The organism is Mesorhizobium sp. B2-7-3, from assembly GCF_006440715.1.
In the GTDB taxonomy this organism is placed as follows: domain Bacteria; phylum Pseudomonadota; class Alphaproteobacteria; order Rhizobiales; family Rhizobiaceae; genus Mesorhizobium; species Mesorhizobium australicum.
This window is the reverse complement of record NZ_VFTY01000013.1, coordinates 1-17,455: the sequence shown is the minus strand read 5'-3', so window position 1 is coordinate 17,455 and position 17,455 is coordinate 1. Positions and strand designations below refer to the sequence as shown.

21 protein-coding genes, 1 tRNA gene and 1 pseudogene are annotated in these 17,455 nt (G+C 62.3%); 14 read left to right on the top strand and 9 right to left on the bottom strand.

The features are described from left to right. The first annotated feature begins 171 nt into the window (after window positions 1–171). Window positions 172–927 carry a DUF4239 domain-containing protein gene (locus FJW04_RS25200; RefSeq protein ID WP_140717374.1) on the top strand — a complete coding sequence of 252 codons (756 nt, stop codon included), beginning with the start codon at window positions 172–174 and terminating at the stop codon, window positions 925–927. Window positions 928–1,001: 74 nt separating this feature from the next. Here the strand turns inward: FJW04_RS25200 and FJW04_RS25195 are convergent. Next, window positions 1,002–1,087, bottom strand: a tRNA-Leu gene (locus tag FJW04_RS25195). 282 nt (window positions 1,088–1,369) lie between these two features. Next, a pseudogene (locus FJW04_RS25190) lies at window positions 1,370–1,927 on the bottom strand (outer membrane protein); the annotation flags it as partial. Between the two features lie 199 nt (window positions 1,928–2,126). On the opposite strand from FJW04_RS25190, the gene FJW04_RS30490 reads away from it, so the two are divergent. The 3 genes from FJW04_RS30490 to ade all read left to right on the top strand — a co-directional run bounded on the left by FJW04_RS30490 (window position 2,127) and on the right by ade (window position 4,405). Continuing rightward, window positions 2,127–2,270, top strand: a complete 144-nt coding sequence (locus FJW04_RS30490; protein WP_246674015.1) for a hypothetical protein — start codon at window positions 2,127–2,129, stop codon at window positions 2,268–2,270. Beyond that, on the top strand, window positions 2,258–2,503 hold the full coding sequence (locus FJW04_RS25185) for a hypothetical protein (RefSeq protein WP_246674013.1): 246 nt from the start codon (window positions 2,258–2,260) through the stop codon (window positions 2,501–2,503). The genes FJW04_RS30490 and FJW04_RS25185 overlap by 13 nt, the downstream gene beginning before the upstream one ends. Window positions 2,504–2,587: 84 nt before the next feature. Next, on the top strand, window positions 2,588–4,405 hold the full coding sequence (gene ade / locus FJW04_RS25180) for an adenine deaminase (protein ID WP_140717372.1): 1,818 nt from the start codon (window positions 2,588–2,590) through the stop codon (window positions 4,403–4,405). 24 nt (window positions 4,406–4,429) lie between these two features. Here the strand turns inward: ade and FJW04_RS25175 are convergent, their stop codons facing one another. After that, complete coding sequence (locus FJW04_RS25175; RefSeq protein WP_140717370.1) at window positions 4,430–5,590, bottom strand: alpha/beta hydrolase; 1,161 nt, start codon at window positions 5,588–5,590, stop codon at window positions 4,430–4,432. 143 nt (window positions 5,591–5,733) lie between these two features. Further along, on the bottom strand, window positions 5,734–6,807 hold the full coding sequence (locus tag FJW04_RS25170; RefSeq protein ID WP_083883249.1) for an alpha/beta hydrolase: 1,074 nt from the start codon (window positions 6,805–6,807) through the stop codon (window positions 5,734–5,736). A gap of 396 nt (window positions 6,808–7,203) precedes the next feature. Here FJW04_RS25170 and ilvA point away from each other — a divergent pair, with 396 nt between their 5' ends. Beyond that, entirely contained in the window at window positions 7,204–8,460 is a 1,257-nt protein-coding gene (gene ilvA / locus FJW04_RS25165) for a threonine ammonia-lyase IlvA (protein WP_140665554.1), read from the top strand. Continuing rightward, window positions 8,457–9,011 (top strand): DUF1697 domain-containing protein, encoded by a 555-nt coding sequence (locus tag FJW04_RS25160; protein WP_015318067.1) that lies wholly within the window; start codon window positions 8,457–8,459, stop codon window positions 9,009–9,011. The genes ilvA and FJW04_RS25160 overlap by 4 nt, the downstream gene beginning before the upstream one ends. Window positions 9,012–9,058: 47 nt before the next feature. Here FJW04_RS25160 and FJW04_RS25155 read toward each other — a convergent pair whose 3' ends face one another. Together FJW04_RS25155 and gloA are read right to left on the bottom strand one after the other, a co-directional pair. Then, the gene (locus FJW04_RS25155; RefSeq protein ID WP_041163846.1) at window positions 9,059–9,352 is read right to left on the bottom strand and encodes a DUF2218 domain-containing protein; all 294 of its coding nucleotides are present in this window, start codon (window positions 9,350–9,352) and stop codon (window positions 9,059–9,061) included. 128 nt (window positions 9,353–9,480) lie between these two features. Next, complete coding sequence (gloA, locus tag FJW04_RS25150; protein ID WP_015318065.1) at window positions 9,481–9,921, bottom strand: lactoylglutathione lyase; 441 nt, start codon at window positions 9,919–9,921, stop codon at window positions 9,481–9,483. A 217-nt stretch (window positions 9,922–10,138) separates the two neighbouring features. Here gloA and FJW04_RS25145 point away from each other — a divergent pair, with 217 nt between their 5' ends. From FJW04_RS25145 to FJW04_RS25135, 3 genes are read left to right on the top strand one after another with little or no spacing between them, the layout of a single operon-like run. Then, the gene (locus tag FJW04_RS25145; protein WP_015318064.1) at window positions 10,139–10,732 is read left to right on the top strand and encodes a cold-shock protein; all 594 of its coding nucleotides are present in this window, start codon (window positions 10,139–10,141) and stop codon (window positions 10,730–10,732) included. Window positions 10,733–10,755: 23 nt separating this feature from the next. After that, on the top strand, window positions 10,756–11,316 hold the full coding sequence (locus tag FJW04_RS25140) for a DUF192 domain-containing protein (protein WP_140717368.1): 561 nt from the start codon (window positions 10,756–10,758) through the stop codon (window positions 11,314–11,316). Between the two features lie 21 nt (window positions 11,317–11,337). After that, window positions 11,338–12,105, top strand: coding sequence for an alpha/beta hydrolase (locus FJW04_RS25135; RefSeq protein WP_140717365.1), 768 nt, complete (start codon window positions 11,338–11,340; stop codon window positions 12,103–12,105). A 49-nt stretch (window positions 12,106–12,154) separates the two neighbouring features. On the opposite strand, the gene FJW04_RS25130 is transcribed toward FJW04_RS25135, so the two are convergent. Then, window positions 12,155–12,751, bottom strand: a complete 597-nt coding sequence (locus FJW04_RS25130) for a hypothetical protein (RefSeq protein WP_140717363.1) — start codon at window positions 12,749–12,751, stop codon at window positions 12,155–12,157. A gap of 133 nt (window positions 12,752–12,884) precedes the next feature. Here FJW04_RS25130 and cysE point away from each other — a divergent pair, with 133 nt between their 5' ends. After that, entirely contained in the window at window positions 12,885–13,733 is an 849-nt protein-coding gene (gene cysE, locus FJW04_RS25125) for a serine O-acetyltransferase (RefSeq protein WP_015318060.1), read from the top strand. 139 nt (window positions 13,734–13,872) lie between these two features. Next, a complete protein-coding gene (locus FJW04_RS25120; RefSeq protein ID WP_006200852.1) occupies window positions 13,873–14,076 on the top strand; it encodes a DUF3126 family protein in 204 nt (67 codons plus the stop codon). Window positions 14,077–14,128: 52 nt separating this feature from the next. Here the strand turns inward: FJW04_RS25120 and FJW04_RS25115 are convergent, their stop codons facing one another. Next, complete coding sequence (locus tag FJW04_RS25115; protein WP_140717361.1) at window positions 14,129–14,860, bottom strand: hypothetical protein; 732 nt, start codon at window positions 14,858–14,860, stop codon at window positions 14,129–14,131. Between the two features lie 138 nt (window positions 14,861–14,998). Between FJW04_RS25115 and FJW04_RS25110 the strand changes: the two genes are divergently transcribed. Both FJW04_RS25110 and FJW04_RS25105 read left to right on the top strand, forming a co-directional pair. Beyond that, window positions 14,999–15,334, top strand: a complete 336-nt coding sequence (locus FJW04_RS25110) for a hypothetical protein (protein ID WP_140616938.1) — start codon at window positions 14,999–15,001, stop codon at window positions 15,332–15,334. Between the two features lie 19 nt (window positions 15,335–15,353). Further along, the gene (locus tag FJW04_RS25105; RefSeq protein WP_140616937.1) at window positions 15,354–15,881 is read left to right on the top strand and encodes a gamma carbonic anhydrase family protein; all 528 of its coding nucleotides are present in this window, start codon (window positions 15,354–15,356) and stop codon (window positions 15,879–15,881) included. A gap of 37 nt (window positions 15,882–15,918) precedes the next feature. Here the strand turns inward: FJW04_RS25105 and FJW04_RS25100 are convergent, their stop codons facing one another. Beyond that, window positions 15,919–16,581, bottom strand: coding sequence for an ankyrin repeat domain-containing protein (locus tag FJW04_RS25100; protein ID WP_246674011.1), 663 nt, complete (start codon window positions 16,579–16,581; stop codon window positions 15,919–15,921). 114 nt (window positions 16,582–16,695) lie between these two features. Here FJW04_RS25100 and FJW04_RS25095 point away from each other — a divergent pair, with 114 nt between their 5' ends. Further along, window positions 16,696–17,349, top strand: a complete 654-nt coding sequence (locus FJW04_RS25095) for a DUF2726 domain-containing protein (protein WP_140717359.1) — start codon at window positions 16,696–16,698, stop codon at window positions 17,347–17,349. The last annotated feature ends 106 nt before the right edge of the window (window positions 17,350–17,455 follow it).

The following is a 17,455-nucleotide window of genomic DNA, read 5'->3' as shown; positions in this document are numbered from 1 at the left end:
GGGCCTCGATGCGTCAGCGTCTAGTTTGGCTTGCCTTCCCCGGGGGCGGTGACGGCCACCTATCTCGGCTACAAGGGGCGCGGCAGGCGTTCGGCAGGGCGCAAGGACGCGCCGGAATAGTGATGGCGGTCATTAACTGACGCCTTGCCATTGCCAATCGGAATGAGCGGCATGCGCGAAGCTTTCATCGCAATGGTAATCTTCCTATGCCTGACGATGGCCGCGCTCGCCAGCACGGCGATATGGCCAAAATTGCCGGCCAAACATCGTGACGACGACACGAACACCGTGGTTCGGCACGCCGCGAACCTGTTCGGGGTCATGACCTCGCTGATGCTCGGCCTGATGATCAACTCGGCCAGGAACACCTTCGAATCGATCGACCGCAACGTGCACGCCTATGCGACCGAATTGATCCTTCTCGACAGGACCTTGCGCCAATATGGCCCGCAAACCGACACGGTACGCCAGCCGCTGGTCGTCTATGTGCAGCGTGTGGCGGGTGATTCTTCGCCCACCAGCGAGACGCTGGTCGCCGCCAACCGGCTCTCTGAGCAGTTGCTGGCCGAAATCGACACCCGGCTGAGTGCGCTGGCGCCGACCGACGATGCGCATGGCTTCATTGTGCAGGACGCCCGCCAGCATTTGCAGAAGGTGCTGGAGTTGCGCTGGGTGCTGATCGAGCAGTCGGAGGGCACGATCCCGGTGCCTCTGATCACGCTCCTGGTTACCTGGCTGGTGCTGATCTTCGCCAGCTTCGGCTTCAGGGCGCCACGCAATACGATCACCGTTTCGACCTACGCGGCATCGGCGGCTTTGGTTGCCGGGGCGATCTACCTGATCTTCGACATGGACGTGGCTTTTTCCGGCCCGATCCAGATTTCAATGGCCCCGATGCAGAGGGCGCTGTCCGAGTTACAGCAGTGATCCGCAGCAGTGGCACGCCGACTAAACGACGCTGCGGCGGTTCAACAGAGAAAATCCAAATTTGAAAACTTTTTTGGTGCGGACGACGGGAATCGAACCCGTACGATCAGAGATCGAGGGATTTTAAGTCCCTTGCGTCTACCAATTCCGCCACGTCCGCAGGCACGTCCTTTTCAGATGCCAGACACAGCCCGTCAAGTCGTGTTCTGCGGTGGCCGAACGCGCACCCAGAGGAGGTGGCATAACGATACTGGCGCGATCGCGGAATTATCCGCGCCGCGGGCATCGGTAAATATCTGCGTGGCGGATCTGATCCGCCTAGGCCGGCGCCTCTCAGGCCAACCCATCCCCCCGCCCACTTGGGGGCGCCGGCCGCCTCCTTTCCAGCAAGTAGCCGCCGCCGTTGTAAACCTAGGCCGTAAACGGCCTCGTGGTTCTCTGAGCCGAAGTCGTAGTAGCGATATTGCGCGCCGACGACGAACTTGTCGGTCAGCGCGTAGTCGACGCCTGCGCCCACGGTCCAGCCGACATTTGTGCCCGTGTTGTCGAACCCTGGCCCCGAGGTCTGCGACGTCTCGATGCCGGCAAAGGCAATGCCGCCGATGCCATAGACCAGCAGGCGGTCCATTGCGAAGCCGGCCTTGGCGTTGACCGACCCGAACCACTTGATGTCGGCGCCGAATGTATCTCCCAGGCCCGATTGCGCCGTGCCGTCGACCGAGGAATAGTTGAGGTTCGCCTCGGCGCCCAGCACTGCCTGATCAAACTGCCAGAGGCCGGCGACATGGCCGCCGACGAACCCACCGCCGACGTCCGGCGTGATGGAAAACGGCGCGCCTTCCGTCGTGGTGATCTCGGAGCGGCCCCAGCCATATCCTGCCTGCAGGCCCGCATAGTAGCCGGTCCAGTCGAAGCCAGGCGCGGTCATCGGCACATCGACTGTCGCGTCGGCAGCAAATGCCGGCAAGGATAGGGCAAGAAGACCGGCACTTGCAACCATCAGGCGATGCATCGAACTCCCCGAGAAGAGTCATAGACCCCAGGTCGGAGCCTAACCTGATTTTCGGCAAAACGGAATCGGATTTCTGCAAACGCGGTTAGCGTCCTCGCGGGTCTCGAGGAGTTGGCGGGTAGCGTGCTGCCGCGATTGCGGTGGCGCGCGCCTCGTGCGAAACACCGCCATCGTGAGAGGATCCTTCATGCGCATCTTGTTCCGCTTGGTCGCGGCCGTCGCGGCGGTGGTGCTGGTCGGTCAGGCCGCGGTGGCCGAACCACTGACGCTTATCACTGCCAAGGCCGTGGCCGTTCCCGATTCTGTTTCGGGGCGGCCATGCTCAGCCTGAAGCTCACTCCCGACAGCGGCAAAGCCTTTGCCAGGTTTACGGGGGCAAATGTCGGCAAGATTGTCGATCTCGGCATCGACGGCGCGGTGGTGATGTCGCCGCGCGTCGTGGAGCCGATACGCGGCGGCGAAATCATGGTCAGCGGCACGTTCAAGGGCGGCGAGGTCGAGCGTATCGCCGAGCGGATTTCAGCCGGCGACGCCAAGGTCGAAGTTGACGTGAAACCGGAGTAATCCGGCAATCTCCAAGCAAATCCATTCTTCCTCGCTGGCCAAAACGCCGTCGGCTTGGCACAGTCGGACAAACAGGAGTCTTTGATGATCAGGAAGCCGCCCGCCCGCGCGACGAAACCCAAACCGTGGACCGAAATGGCGACCGATCTGGTCGATGTCGCGATGGGCCGCAAACCCGCCGATCTGGTCATCCGCAACGGGCGCTGGGTGAACGTCCATTCGGGCGAGATCATCGCCGGCACCGACATCGCCATATCGGGCGGCCGCTTCGCCTATTGCGGGCCGAATGCCAGCCACACGATCGGGCAGGGCACCAAGGTGGCCGACGCCGGCGGCCGCTACCTCGTGCCCGGCCTTTGTGATGCCCACATGCATGTCGAGAGCGGCATGGTGACGGTCACCGAATTCTGCCGCGCCGTCATCCCGCACGGCACCACCTCGATGTTCATCGATCCGCATGAGATCGCCAATGTGCTGGGCCTGCCGGGCGTGCGGCTGATGCATGACGAGGCGGTGGCGATGCCCATCAACGTGCATGTGCAGATGCCGTCCTGCGTGCCGTCGGCACCGGGGCTGGAGCATGCCGGCGCCGAGCTGACGGTCGCCGATGTCGCGGAAGCAATGACCTGGGAAAACATCATCGGGCTCGGCGAAGTGATGAATTTCCCCGGCGTCGCCGCCAACGATCCTGTCATGTCGGGCGAGATCGCCGCGACGGTTCGTGCAGGCAAGACGGTTGGCGGTCACTATGCCTCGCGCGACCTTGGCTTGCCGTTCCACGGCTATGTCGCCGGCGGACCCGAGGACGATCACGAAGGCACGCGTGCCGAGGACGCTATCGCCCGCGTGCGCCAGGGCATGAAGGCGATGCTGCGGCTGGGCTCGGCCTGGTATGACGTTGCTTCCCAGATCAAGGCGGTGACGGAGAGCGGCATTGATCCGCGCAATTTCATCCTCTGCACCGACGACAGCCACTCCGGCACTCTTGTCCAGGATGGCCACATGGATCGGGTGGTGCGCCACGCCATCCAGCAGGGGCTGAAACCGGTGACCGCGATCCAGATGGCAACGCTCAACACCGCTCAGCATTTCAAACTGGAACGCGAGATCGGTTCGATCGCGCCGGGGCGGTTGGCCGACCTGCTGGTCGTCTCCGATCTCACCGCAATGAGCATCGACGAGGTCTATGCGCGCGGCGTCAGGCTGGCCAAGGGCGGCAAGCTGGACATCGATATCCCGGCCTATGATTATCCGAAGACGGCGAAGAACACCGTCAAGTTGGGCAAGAAACTGAAGGCCGGCGATTTCGATATCGCGGCACCCAAGGGCGCCAACGAGGTGCGGGTGCGGGTGATCGGCGTCATCGAGAACCAGGCACCGACGCGGGCCCTGGAGGCCGATCTGCCGGTCGAGGACGGGCTGGTCGCGATGGACCGCCGCAACGACGTCTGTCAGATCGCGTTGGTCGAACGGCACAGGGGCACGGGTGGCGTCACCAATGCCTTCGTCTCCGGTTTCGGTTACATGGCCGACTGCGCCATGGCCTCCAGCGTCGCCCATGACGCCCATCACATCATCTGCGTTGGCACCAACAAGCAGGACATGGCGCTGGCCGTGAACCGACTGGGCGAAGTCGGCGGCGGGGTCGTGCTGTTCTCCAGGGGCAAGGAACTGGCGCTGGTCGAAATGCCGATCGCCGGACTGATGTCGGACGAGCGGGCCGAGATCGTCGCCGCCAAGGCCGAGAAACTGACCGAGGCGATGCGCAAGATGGGTTGTTCCCTGAACAATGCCTACATGCAGCACTCGCTGCTGGCGCTGGTGGTCATTCCCGAGCTCAGGATTTCCGACGTCGGCCTGATCGACGTGACGACGTTCCAGAAGGTCGATCTGTTCGTCTGAGACCAGCCGTCCGCTCGTGGCTGCTCACCCGCCGGTGGCGATGGTCAGCACCTTGAACGGCGTCGTGATGATGACTTCTGCGGCGGAGCCGACGACCTTTCCCAGGCCCTGACCGATATTGGCGAGCTGTGCCGGGTTCTCGTCCGCGGCGAGCCCGGCCGGCGTGCGCAGCCGGTCGCCCAGCAACTGCACCAGGAACGGGTTGTCGGCGAATTTCGCGTGGTTGAGGCCGCCGTCACCGCCTTTCGTTTTGGTCAGATCGACCACCGACACGCCATAGGAGGCGAGATCGGCGGCATCGCCATAGTCGCCGACGCGCGGTTTGTCGCCGGAGATGAACGAGGACAATTTGAGCGCCCGGTCGTCGCCCGAAAGCAGCACGGCGAACGGCTTGTTGGGTTTGCCATAACGGATCATCTGCTTCTTGAACACGTCGACATCGATGTCCGGTGAGGCAAGGATGACATAACCCAGTTTGCCGCCGAGATCGCGGTCGCCGGTGATGGCAAGTTGGCGCAGCGCCTCCATCGTCAGCCAGGTTCCCATCGAATGGGCGATGATGTCGATGCTCTTGACGCGCGTCTTGGCGAGCATCCTGAGCGTTGCCTCGAGATCGTCACGAGCGGTGGTGGAACTGTCCTTGTCGTAGATGTAGCCCGTCGTCTTGGCGCTCGACGCCCATGAGAACAGCACCGGCGTGCCCGGATATTTCGTGTCGTGGGCGATCTGCGTCAGCCGGTAGATGCCGTCGTCGAAACCATTGTTGAAGCCATGCACGAAAACCAGCGCCCGGTCGCCGCGCATGGCGATGTCGGCGCCGACCGCCTTGGCGAATTGCGGCGCGCCTTCGTAGAAGGTGACGTCCGTGGCCGCAAAATCCTTGGCCGGATTGCTGTTGGCGGAACCCTTGGCGCGCTCGATGTTGCCGACCTGATGGCTCTTCGGAACCGTGACATCGACCCGCGCGAAACTGGTGGTCAGGGAACGGTCGCCGTCGAAGACCTGTCGCGGGTCCTTCACCGCTTTCTGGCGGGTGGTGGCGACAAATATCTCATGGGTGGCCGCAATATCGGATGCCGGTACGGTGACCGTCGTCTTGTTGAGCAAATCATGCGTATTTCCGGCGCAGCCAGCGACCAGCAGTGCGAACGCGACGACACTGAAACTCTTCAAGCGCAAGGCCACGCGTCGGCTCCCGCATAGGGGGACGTCAAACGCATGACGTCGCTCGATACTCCGATAAGGCCAGAGGCGGGCGCGGTCCAGTTCAAAGTGAGCCAATCGTTCGGCGATTCTGAACGGGCACGGCGAAATCCGCTGCGCCGCATCTACTGTCCAAGCAGGCTGATGCGGTCGGTCACGTCCCGGTCGCTGGCGAAACCATCGTCCTCGCGCAGCCGCTGGCCGATCATCTTCACCAGTGCCGGATTGTCGGCGAATTTCGTGTGGTTGAAGCTGTCGCTGCCCTTGACCTTGGAGAGATCGACGACCGTCACGCCATAGGAGGCAAGGTCCGCGGCATCCTTGTAGTCGCCGACGCGTGGGCGCGAGCCGGCGATCAGGCCGGACAATCTCAGCGCGCGATCGTCATCAGACAACAGCAGGATGAACGGCTTGTCCGGCTTGCCATAGCGGCGCATCTGGCTCTTGAACACATCGACGTCTATGTCGGGAGAGGCGAGCACCACATCGCCGAGCTTGCCGCCGAGGTCGCGGTCACCGGTGATGGCGAGTTGACGCAGTGTCTCCATCGTCACCCAGGTTCCCATCGAATGGGCGACGATGTCGATGCGCCGCGCGCCGCTCTGCGCCAGCATGCGCAACGTCACTTCGAGCTGGTCGCGGGCGGCACTGGCACTTTCCTTGTCATAGACATAGTCGGTGGTCTTGGCTCCCGAGGCCCACGAGAAAAGCACCGGCGTTCCCGGATAACCGGAATCGTGGACGATCTGGGTCAAGCGGTAGACGGCGTCGTCGAAGCCGGTGTTGTAGCCGTGGACGAAGACCATGACGCGGCCGCCGCGTGCCGCTATGTCGGCGCTGAGCGCGCTGGCGAATTTCGGCTGCGTGTCGTAGCCGACGACTTCGGAAGCCATGAAATACTTGGCCGGATCGTTCGATTTGCCGCGCGAGCGCCGCTCGATCTGCCCGGTCTGGTGGAGACCGGGAACGGTGACGTTGACGCGGGCGTAGTTCAGCGTCGCCGAGCGTTCGCCGTCGAAAACCTTGTTTGGATCGTCGGAGGCCTTACGGGTCGTGGCAATGAAGATCGAGTGGTTGCCCGCGATTTCCGTTACCGGCGCGGACATGACCGCGCTGCCGAGCAGTTCCTCGGTTTTGCGGCCGCCGCAGCCCGCCACCAGCAGCGCAAGCGCAAGAATGCAAATCGTCTTCAAATGCACGTCAAAAATCCACTCGAGCCCAAAAAGGGCCAATCCACCCTCCGCGATATCTCCCCAGCAGGCGAAGTGCGGCGGAAGTAAGTCGTGTCCAGCCAAAATGCGGTCGGCGCCTCGCGACCGCGGGCGCAGTGTTGCGCGAAAGCCAAAGCGGGTGGCAAGGCCGCAACGTCGCACAAGTCAGGCACCTGCAACTGGCCGGATGTCGAACTTCCGCGTCCACCAATGCGCGGCTCAGCGCGACGAAGAGGCATGAACAAACGTCCCCAAGTGCTTGCTAGAATTTCGGGAAGGCGCCGTTGCGGGCTCGGGCTCCACGGGGCAATGGTCTTGCCGGGCCGGATGTGTAATAGGGTTGTCCTCTAACTCGCCCGCGGGCGATCCCGGGATGATCTTGCCATGACCAGCTTTTCCTCGCGCGTCGCCACCGCCGCCTCCGCGATCCGCCAGATCTTCCCGGAAACGCCGCTGCAGGAAAATGACTATCTGTCGAAAAAGACCGGCGCCCGGGTGCTGCTGAAGCGCGAGGATTTGAGCCCCGTGCGCTCCTACAAGATCCGTGGCGCCTTCAACTTCTTCCGCAAGGCGCTTGGCGAAGGCAACCAGGCCGAGCTGTTTGTCTGTGCGTCCGCCGGCAACCACGCGCAGGGCTTCGCCTTCGTCTGCCGCCATTTCGGCAAGAAGGGCGTGGTGTTCATGCCGGTGACGACGCCGCAGCAGAAGATCGACAAGACCAGGCTGTTTGGCGGCGATTTCGTCGAGATCAGGCTGGTCGGCGATTTCTTCGACGACTGCTACCGCGCCGCCTTCGAATTCACCGAAAGATCCGGTGCCCACATGGTGCCGCCCTTCGATCACAAGGATATCATCGAGGGTCAGGCGACGGTCGCCTACGAGATCGCGGACCAGATGCCGGGCGGGCGCATGCCCGACATCGTCATGCTGCCGGTGGGTGGCGGCGGGCTCGCCGCCGGGGTGACGCACTATTTCGCCGATCAGGGCCGCGAGGCGCGTTTCGTCTTCTGCGAGCCGGCCGGCGCGCCGAGCCTGCGCGAGAGCCTCGCCGCGGGAAAACGGCTGAAGCTCGCCAAGGTCGACAACTTCGTCGACGGCGCGGCGGTCGCCGAGATCGGCCGCGAACCTTTGCGCTATCTCAAGGAGTTTGCCGCCGACAGCGTGCGGCTCATCCCGGAAAACCGGCTCTGCGCGACCATGATCGAGATGCTCAACATCGAAGGCGTGGTCCTGGAGCCCGCCGGCGCGCTGGCGATCGACGCGCTGAAGGATTTTTCCAGGAAGGAGATCAGGGGCAAGACCATCGTCGCCGTGGTGTCTGGGGGCAATTTCGATTTCGAGCGGCTGCCGGACGTCAAGGAAAGGGCGCTGCGCTTCGAGGGCCTGAAGAAATACTTCATCATCCGTTTTCCGCAGCGGCCGGGCGCGCTGCGCGACTTCCTCGACATGCTGGGTCCCGACGACGACATCGCCCGCTTCGAATATCTGAAGAAGTCGGCGCGCAATTTCGGCTCGGTGCTGATCGGCATCGAAACCAAGGATCGGCGCAATTTCGATCTCCTTGAGGCAAATTTCGAGGCCGAGGGCGTCCAGTATCAGGACATCACCGAAAACGAGACATTGGCCGGGTTCATCATATGAGCGGAAAGATCTTCATCGCCCTGTTTTCCGGCATCAATGTCGGCGGCAACCGCATCGTCAAGATGGCGGAGTTGCGGGCCTTCTTCGAGGATCTCGGCTTTTCCGATGTCGCCACCTATGTGCAGAGCGGCAATGTCGTGTTCCGGGCCGACAACGGTGATGCGGCCGCGCTGACCAAACGGATCGAGGCGGCCTTCGAGACAAAATGGGGTTTCCATTCGCGCATCATGGTGCGCGATTTCAAATGGTTCGAAAGGCTGGTGCGCGAAAATCCATATCCGGAAGCGGCCGCCGACCACACAAAGCTCCACGCCTATGCGCTGGAGCGTGAGCCGACCGCCGACGAGGTGGCGCGGTTGGCGGAAAAGTGCACTGGTCCCGAGCGTTTCGAGGTCAAGGGCGACGTGCTCTACCTCAGCGCGCCGGACGGGCTCGGCAAATCGGTGTTCGCCAACCTCATTCCGCGCACGTTGAAAGTGCCGGGCACGGCACGAAATTGGCGTTCGGTGCTGGCGCTGCTGGAGATGGCGGGCAAGTCCGGCAGCGATTGATCCATGCGTCTCGCCGGAAATGCGCGGCGGCGACACGCATGAACGAACTATGCCGCCTCGGCGCGTTTCCAGTCGAAGGCCAGTTCTTCGCGGAACGCAAAGCGCTTGATGTGGTCGGCAACGACGCTTTCGAGGCGCTCGATCGAAGCGGGCTCGTCGGTCGATACCGTGATGTGCAGCGCTGCCCCGTCGGCGTCCATGACCGTACGGCCGAGTGAAAGGTCGATGATGCCGTGGTTGGGGTCGAACTCGACGGGAAACTTGTGCGCCCAATGCTTGCACAGCTGTTGCAGATAGCGGCTTGCATGGGCCGTGGCGACATTGGCATGGCTTGTCGGCATGAAGGTTCTCCGAAGCTCAATCTCATGACGAGGCGCCGCTCTTCCGGGCAGGCGCCATGGCTGCATAGATAGGCACAACCTCGCCAAACACCATCGAGTGGCCGCCGGCCACTCGAAAAGGTGATCGATTACCAGCTTCCGGTATTCGCCATCGATGCCCACGGCTCGGCCTTGGCCTTCGCTGGGCCTTTTTGCAGAAGCTCGATGGAGATGCCGTCAGGCGACTTGATGAAAGCCATGTTGCCGTCGCGCGGCGGCCGGTTGATGGTGACGCCATTGTCCATCAGATGCTGGCAAGTGGCGTAGATGTCGTCGACCTCATAGGCGAGGTGACCGAAATTGCGCCCGCCCTTGTAGTCTTCCGGATCCCAATTGTAGGTGAGTTCGACCAGCGGCGCCTTCTCGTTGATGCCGCTCTGCTCGTCTTCCGAAGCGGCCAGGAAGATCAGCGTGAAGCGGCCCTGCTCGTTTTCATAGCGGCGAACTTCCTTCAGGCCGAGCTTGTTGCAGTAGAAATCGAGTGAGGCATCGACATCGGCGACGCGGACCATGGTGTGCAGATAGCGCATGTGTTTTCCTCGATCTGTTGGGTTGCGGCGCAACATAGGGTCGGCCCGGTCAAAGGGCAATCGTGAGGCGGCAAGCGGTGCCGGCAAAGAACAAATCCGGTATTCCCGCAATGAACCGTGAAAAAAGGCACGTCAGGTCTTGCACACACCGGAAGCCGCGGTGTTAATCTGGTGTCAAGAATCAGTTGCGGTGTTCTTGAATAAAGGGGGCATTCTTATGGGGGAAAAGGCCTCTTTGACGGGGCGGGCCAATACCCTTGGCGACGCTTTGTCTCACGATGAAGGCGGCGATGCCGACCTGGCCGAGATTGCCGGCGCCATCAAATGGTTCGATGTGGCCAAGGGCTATGGCTTTATCCTTCCCGATGACGGTGTTTCGGGCGATATCCTCCTCCATGTGACTTGCCTTCGACGGGACGGCTTCCAGACTGCCCTGGAAGGCGCGCGCGTGGTCTGCCTTGTCAAGCAGGGTGAGCGCGGGCTGCAGGCGTTCCGTGTGCTTTCCATGGATGTCACCACCGCCGTCCATCCCGCGGAAATGCAGGAACAGCGCACCCACGTCTCGGTGACTCCGGAGAGCGGGCTCGAACGCGCTTTGGTCAAATGGTTCAACCGCACCAAGGGGTTTGGTTTTCTGACGCGCGGCGAGGGCACCGAGGACATTTTCGTCCATATGGAGACCTTGCGCCGCTACGGCATCACCGAGCTTCGGCCAGGGCAGGTCGTGCTTGTCCGTTTCGGCCGCGGTGACAAAGGCCTTATGGCCGCCGAAATTCACCCCGATATGGGCACCTTGCCGGTCTCGCACTAGGGCGATCCGGCCGAGGATTTCATATGACACACAGGAACGGGCTGACGGCGGGCGTGATGTGCGCTGTGGCTGCCGTCATGGTCGCCGCCGCCGCATTCTTCTATTTCCAGGTACCCAGCGCGGCCGATGGCCGGGCCATGGTCCTTCCCGTCGATCCCGCGCCGCTGGTTGTGGCGACGAAAAACGGAGATCGCTCGTTTTCCGTTGAAGTCGCTGACACCGACGCGGAGCGGGAGGCCGGACTGATGTACCGCCAGGAGATGGCGGACGACCATGGCATGCTGTTCGTTTTTCCGATCCAGCAACAGGTCGGCTTCTGGATGAAGAACACGCCGATGCCGCTTGACCTGATCTTTATTGGTCAGGACGGCAAGATCCGGGCTGTCAAACAGGGCGTACCGCAGTCCGAGGCCGTCATTTCACCTGGCGTACCCGTGCGTTTCGTACTTGAACTCAAGGCCGGCACGGCCGCCAGGAACGGCATCGAATATGGCAATCTGTTGAGCCATCCGGCGATCGGCACGGTCTCCGGTCCGAGCTCGCCGCCGGCGGACAAGGGCGATGCGCCAAGTGGCGGCGGCTGAGTGCCGATGATGGTGTAGCCGATGCAGTTTTTCTCTCATGACGGGTTCGATCTAGCCTTCCTCGACCGCCAGCCGGCATCGGGCGAGGGCGATCCGGTGCTCATGATCCACGGCTTTGCATCGAGCCATTATGTCAACTGGGTGTCGCCCGGCTGGTTCAAGACGCTCAACGATGCCGGCTACCGCGCCATTGCCTTCGACAATCGCGGCCACGGCTCGTCATCCAAGAGCTATGAGGAGGCCGACTATACCCCGGCGAAAATGGCTTCGGACGCGGCAGCCCTGCTCGATCATCTCGGCATCGAGCGCGCCCATGTCATGGGTTATTCGATGGGCGCGCGTATCGCGGCCTTCCTGGCACTGTCCGACCCGGACAAGGTGGCGACGCTGGTTTTTGGTGGCCTCGGCATCGGCATGATCGATGGAGTAGGCGATTGGGATCCGATCGCGGCCGCCCTTCTGGCCGAGGATCCGGCCGCGACCACCCATCCGCGCGGTCGCTCTTTTCGCGCCTTCGCCGACCAGACCCGCAGCGACCGCCGGGCGCTTGCCGCCTGCATCGTGACCTCACGGGAACTGCTTGATGAGCAGGATATTGCCCGCATCGCCCAGCCCACGCTGATCGCCGTCGGTACCACCGACGACATTGGCGGATCGCCGGACGAGCTTGCGGCGCTGATGCCGAACGCCAGGGCCTTCCACATCGAGGGCAGGGACCATATGCTGGCCGTCGGGGACAAGACCTTCAAGCAGCGCGTGCTGGAGTTTTATGCCGAAAATCCGCTCTGAGGCTCCGGCGTTTGGGGACGAGCGTCTCGGGTCGCGAAAATGATCTAAATCAGGTCAAGGCCTGCAGCGACCGCGCCATGTTCCGCCTTGCCTGCGGCTCGAAGCGCTGCCGGAACTCCTGCGTGTGAAAAATATGCGGGCGGGCAAGGAAGCTTTTCAGCACCGCACCGCGGCCGGCACGCCACATAGGCTCTTCCACCCAGCCATATTCGTGGCGAACCGCGCGTTCATAGGCGTCGAATGCATCCGGCGTGGCACCCAGGATCGAAAGATCCATGTCGAGGAACAAGCTGGCGTCGCGCGTCGCCGCAACGTCGTCGAACACCGGCACCTGGTGCGTGGCGGTGGCGAGGATCATTGCGCTGACGTGGCTCAGCCGCCCGGCATCGATGCGGCCGGCGAGCTTTTGCTCGGCAAGGGCGGCACTTTGCGCCTCATTGTCCTTGGCCCTGCTGTCGTAGACGGCGTCGTGGAACCAGATCGCCGCTTCGACGGCCTCGGGGTCGTCCAGAAGCGTTCGATAGTCGCCGGCCAGACCCAGCATCGCTTCGATATGGGCGAGGTTGTGATAGTGGCGATCGCCGGCCTTGTAGAGGACCGAAAGCTCGGTTTTAAGGGCATCGTCGATCAAGGGTTCGTTTTCCATGGCTGCTTGAATTCCCGCGAACCAAATCCATTTGACACAGCACTAAGGAAAATTGAGTTCAATCATGCTATGAACTGGCTTATATGTGCGGCCAGATGGCAGGCAGACTAGCAGGACGCAGGACGAGACGTCGATGAACAGCATCAGCATTTCCCGCCAAAGCGCATTGCAGCCGGTCGACCCGATCTGGCGTTCGATCCGCGACGAAGCGATGGAAGCGGTCAACCGCGATCCCTTGCTGGCCGCGTTCCTCTATTCCACGATCCTCAACCAGGAGAGTCTGGAAGAGGCTGTCATCCATAGGATCGCGGAGCGGCTTGCCCATCAGGATATCGGCTCCGATCTCATCCGCCAGACCTTCAAGTCGATGCTCGCCGACGACAAGGACTGGCCGACCACGGTGCGCGTCGACATACAGGCTTACTATGACCGCGACCCGGCTTGCGACCGGTTCATCATGCCGGTGCTCTATTTCAAGGGCTTTCATGCCATCCAGACCCACCGGCTGGCGCATTGGCTGTGGAACCACGGCCGCAAGGATTTCGCGCTTTACCTGCAGAGCCGTTCGTCCGCGGTCTTCCAGACCGACATCAATCCGGCCGCGCGCATCGGCAAGGGCATCTTCATCGATCACGCCACCGGCCTCGTCGTCGGCGAGACGGCGGTTATCGAGGACGACGTGTCGATCCTGCATGGCGTGACGCTGGGCGGCACCGGCAAGGCCGGCGGCGACCGCCATCCCAAGATCCGCCACGGCGTGCTGATTGGCGCCGGCGCCAAGATTCTCGGTAACATCGAGATCGGCCATTGCTCAAAGATTGCCGCCGGATCGGTGGTGCTGTCGCCTGTGCCGCACAACAAGACGGTAGCCGGCGTGCCGGCCCGCGTGGTTGGCGAGACCGGCTGCGACCAGCCTTCGCGCCAGATGGACCAGCTTCTGCCGTCGCAGAAGATGGACCATGTCATCAGTTTCGATATCTGATTTGCCGGCAGTTGCCCCGGATGATTGCCCGGCAGCGCTGCCGCTTCCGGTGCAATAAGGCCGGCTTGCCTTTACATCGCCATTGTCGACGTGCCAGAAGCGCCGTTCAAACGAGCAAGCCGATGATCGGAGAAGACTGTTGAAGCCGGACGAAATCAGAAAGCTGGACGCCTATTTCAAGCGCGTCTTCCAGAACCCCAAGCTTGAGGTCAAGGCACGGCCGCGCAAGGAAGATTCGGCCGAGGTCTATGTCGGTGACGAATTCCTCGGCATCGTCTTCAAGGACGAGGACGACGGCGACTACAATTTCTCGATGGCGATCCTGGACATCGACCTAGCCTGAGCCCGCAATGCCACGGCAGGCCGCATCGAGCGCGGCCGGCCTCTTCTGCCTGTCAACGTCCGGTCTTTAGGATTCGCCCCGCCTTGGCCGTGATTGCCGCGTCTAGCGTCTGCCAATCGTCAAGGAATTCCCTTGGGAAGCGATAGGTAAGGCTGAGATCGTCCCCGACATGGATGTCCCGCTCGCAAGGGGCCAGCGATTCGCCGGCGCTCGGCCCGCTGAGGCAGCGGGCCACGAAAGGGTCGGTGCCCGCGCGCTTGCCGACGACCAGCACCTCGTTCAGGTATCCTGATTTCTCATTGAACCCGTAGACCGTCGTGCCGCCGGGCCCTGGAATGCCGGGCTGGACGATGAGCGCGCTGTAGATCGGCCCGAACCGGCCGCTCATGTCGCGCGACATCATCTGCTGCTCGAAGGACAGGAAAATGACGTTCCTGTTGGCTCCGGCGTGATTGAAATCATCGCGCGACGCCTCGCTGTAGCCGTCCATCTGGGGATAGCGCATATAAAGGTCGAGGCGCGTGGCGACGCCGTCGCGCCGGGCCTGCTCGAACCGGATGAAATTGGCCGGCACGGTGATGACGTTGTTGCCGATCACCACTTCGCGCACGGTCGCGTCGTCGGTGTAGCCGGCCATGGCAATGGAACGGCCGAACCATTTGCCGCCAAGGCTGATGGCTATCGACAGCAAGGCCAGAGCCGCGAACGCGTAGAATACCCGCTTCATCAGCATGGAATCGACCACGGTCAGTTTCGGGCCGTCGGCGATCGCTGCCTGCTTCATCTCCGTCCTCGTTCCACCGCCAAACGGCCATCCGGGTGTCCGCGGTCCAAGTGTCCCTTGACGGCACACTTCGCACGGCACGGCCCTTGCAGACTTCCTGAAACGACTGTGCGATTTCGTGGTAAATGGAGGGTTAATGTGGCCCAGATGGAACTCTTGCTGTTCGCTTTTGTCGTCGGCTTGACGGTTTGCGGTCTGGCGGGCTCGACAATGGAGCTGGTATCGGGTCGCAAGGTCGCCTTCACCGAACCCTATGTGTCGCCCGCCCATGTGCTGCGCTCGCTGGCTGTGACTGCGGGCGCCGGGCCGTTCATGCTGGTCAACGATGCCCTTGACGCCAGGCGCGCGAACCGCATCTCGACAGTGGCGCTCCTGTCGTGCGGCTGCACCGCTATTGCCTGGTCGCTGGCGCTGGGCATCGTCGTGCTTGCCATTGCTTCCTGGGCCGTCGGTCTCCTAGGGTTTCCAGCCTGAGGCGAATCGGAGACCGACAATGCCGCTTTATGCGATCGATGGAACGGAGCCGAGCTTCGCCGACGCGGACTCGAACTGGATCGCGCCCGATGCGACGCTGATCGGCGACATCAGGATCGGCCGCAATGCCGGCTTCTGGTTCGGCGCCGTCATCAGGGGTGACAACGAGCCCATCGTCATCGGCGCCGATACCAATGTGCAGGAACATACCGTCATGCACACCGATCCCGGCTTTCCGCTGACCGTCGGAGAGGGTTGTACGATCGGCCATCGCGCCATGCTGCATGGCTGCACGATTGGTGACAACAGCCTGATCGGCATGGGCGCCATCGTGCTCAACGGCGCCAGGATCGGCAAGAATTCACTCGTCGGCGCCGGTGCTCTGGTCACCGAAGGCAAGGAATTTCCGGACAATTCGCTGATCGTCGGATCGCCAGCCAAGGCGATCCGGGTGCTGGACGACGCGGCGGTCGAGCGGCTGCGGGCCTCGGCCGCGCACTACGTCGCCAACGCCAGGCGCTTCAAGGCGGGGCTGAAGAAGGTCTGAGGTCTCGGCAGGGCATGCCGTCGGCCATCGGCGCCTATCAATCCCGGTTGCCGGTTGCGCGCTCCGCAAGGGTTGTCCGCAGCAGCGACGCGCCCACCTCGAACCCTGCAATGTCTGCTTCTTCCAGCGCTGTCGTGTAGTCGTCGATGCGAGTCCTCAAAGAGGGATCCGCGCCGGCGGCAAGAAGCAGGCGGATCGCCTCGGCGTCTCGCATGGCCACGGCGTAATGGAGCGGCGTCCAGTCGTTGACACCTCGCATGTCTGCACTGGCGCCGTGATCGATGAGGATGCGGATGATGTCGAGCTTGTCCGCGCGTTCGGTGGACAGCGCCGCGATGATCGATGGAAATCCGGCATGATCGTCGTAGTTCGGGCTCGATCCGGCGTCTAGCAGCGCCGCGACGAAGGCAAGCGGGCTCCAGTAGATCGCGTATTCGAGCGGATAACCAAGGCCGAGCTCAAACGGCATGCGCTCGTCAAACCAGCGGGGCGAACGGCCCAGGGCGGTGCCGAGGGCCTCGAAGTCGCCAGCCTTGAAGGCATCGTCTATCGCCTTGAACAGACGATGGCGTTCGCATCGATGTTCCGGGATTCCCAACATCGGCAGTGATTCCAAAAGGCGGAGTTGCCAACGGATAGCTGCCTCGATCTCCTGCCTGTGGTGCTGTATATCATGGTGCACTAATGTTTTCTTGGTCACAAAGTGCGATGCTGAGCAGATAGTCGGTTGCAAATCGACGTTACAAATCGCCGATTTTCGCGATGTGAACATGGCAGTCAATGGAATGCTAAGTCCCGGAGGTAGCTTGGTTTCATGCCGTCGGAGTTTGTCGAGCTAACTGAGAAACCTATTCTGCTAGTCATTGCTCTCCTCGCCGGAGTCCTTGCTGGTATGGCCTTGGAGCGGTTCCTATCGAAGAAGCGACGGCGAGCATGGCTGAGAAAGAACCGCTGGGCGCGAGAGCGCAGTGAGGATGACATCCTCAGCGGCCTGTGGGGCACCCCGAGGCCCGTTCCCCCGCCACCAAAACTCACTGATCCCGCAGACCAGTTGCGGATTGTTATGGGTGCCCATTTCACGGCTCAGCCGCTGCTCAACAGGAGTGAAGTGCGCGTCTTCAAGGAGCTCGATCGCATGGTTGTCGGCTGCAATCCGGGGTGGCAGGTGATGGCCCAAGTTTCGTTGGGCGAAATTCTGCGCAGTACAGATGCGGACGCCTACAGTTGCATCAACTCGAAACGCGTCGATCTGCTGCTCGTGGATGAGAACTGCCTACCTCGGCACGCGCTCGAATACCAGGGCCATGCCCACCATCAGGGTTCGGCAGCTGCGCGTGACGCGGTGAAAAAGGAAGCCCTGCGCCAGGCGGGCATCAGCTATCACGAGGTCGTCGGCGGTCATACGACGCCTTCCGAACTTAGGCGGCTCGTCGAGAAACTTGTGGTGAAGCCCACATCGCACCAATAGCGACTTCGTTGCTTGGCTGCGATCTCAGGAATTAACTCCAGAAATGGCGGAGCCGGCCCGGGGACGGGGCCGGCTCCTTTGACCCGGTCGTTGGGGACGGGGAGGG

Bases quoted from the DNA above. Each gene is read 5' to 3' on its own strand.
- FJW04_RS25130 (WP_140717363.1), bottom strand. From the start codon at position 12,751: ATGGAAAACGAACCCTTGATCGACGATGCCCTTAAAACCGAGCTTTCG.
- FJW04_RS25145 (WP_015318064.1), top strand. From the start codon at position 10,139: ATGGGGGAAAAGGCCTCTTTGACGGGGCGGGCCAATACCCTTGGCGAC.
- FJW04_RS25160 (WP_015318067.1), top strand. From the start codon at position 8,457: ATGAGCGGAAAGATCTTCATCGCCCTGTTTTCCGGCATCAATGTCGGC.
- FJW04_RS30490 (WP_246674015.1), top strand. From the start codon at position 2,127: ATGCGCATCTTGTTCCGCTTGGTCGCGGCCGTCGCGGCGGTGGTGCTG.
- ade (WP_140717372.1), top strand. From the start codon at position 2,588: ATGATCAGGAAGCCGCCCGCCCGCGCGACGAAACCCAAACCGTGGACC.
- ilvA (WP_140665554.1), top strand. From the start codon at position 7,204: ATGACCAGCTTTTCCTCGCGCGTCGCCACCGCCGCCTCCGCGATCCGC.
- FJW04_RS25095 (WP_140717359.1), top strand. From the start codon at position 16,696: ATGCCGTCGGAGTTTGTCGAGCTAACTGAGAAACCTATTCTGCTAGTC.
- FJW04_RS25185 (WP_246674013.1), top strand. From the start codon at position 2,258: ATGCTCAGCCTGAAGCTCACTCCCGACAGCGGCAAAGCCTTTGCCAGG.
- FJW04_RS25115 (WP_140717361.1), bottom strand. From the start codon at position 14,860: ATGAAGCAGGCAGCGATCGCCGACGGCCCGAAACTGACCGTGGTCGAT.
- cysE (WP_015318060.1), top strand. From the start codon at position 12,885: ATGAACAGCATCAGCATTTCCCGCCAAAGCGCATTGCAGCCGGTCGAC.
- FJW04_RS25140 (WP_140717368.1), top strand. From the start codon at position 10,756: ATGACACACAGGAACGGGCTGACGGCGGGCGTGATGTGCGCTGTGGCT.
- gloA (WP_015318065.1), bottom strand. From the start codon at position 9,921: ATGCGCTATCTGCACACCATGGTCCGCGTCGCCGATGTCGATGCCTCA.
- FJW04_RS25155 (WP_041163846.1), bottom strand. From the start codon at position 9,352: ATGCCGACAAGCCATGCCAATGTCGCCACGGCCCATGCAAGCCGCTAT.
- FJW04_RS25200 (WP_140717374.1), top strand. From the start codon at position 172: ATGCGCGAAGCTTTCATCGCAATGGTAATCTTCCTATGCCTGACGATG.
- FJW04_RS25105 (WP_140616937.1), top strand. From the start codon at position 15,354: ATGCCGCTTTATGCGATCGATGGAACGGAGCCGAGCTTCGCCGACGCG.
- FJW04_RS25135 (WP_140717365.1), top strand. From the start codon at position 11,338: ATGCAGTTTTTCTCTCATGACGGGTTCGATCTAGCCTTCCTCGACCGC.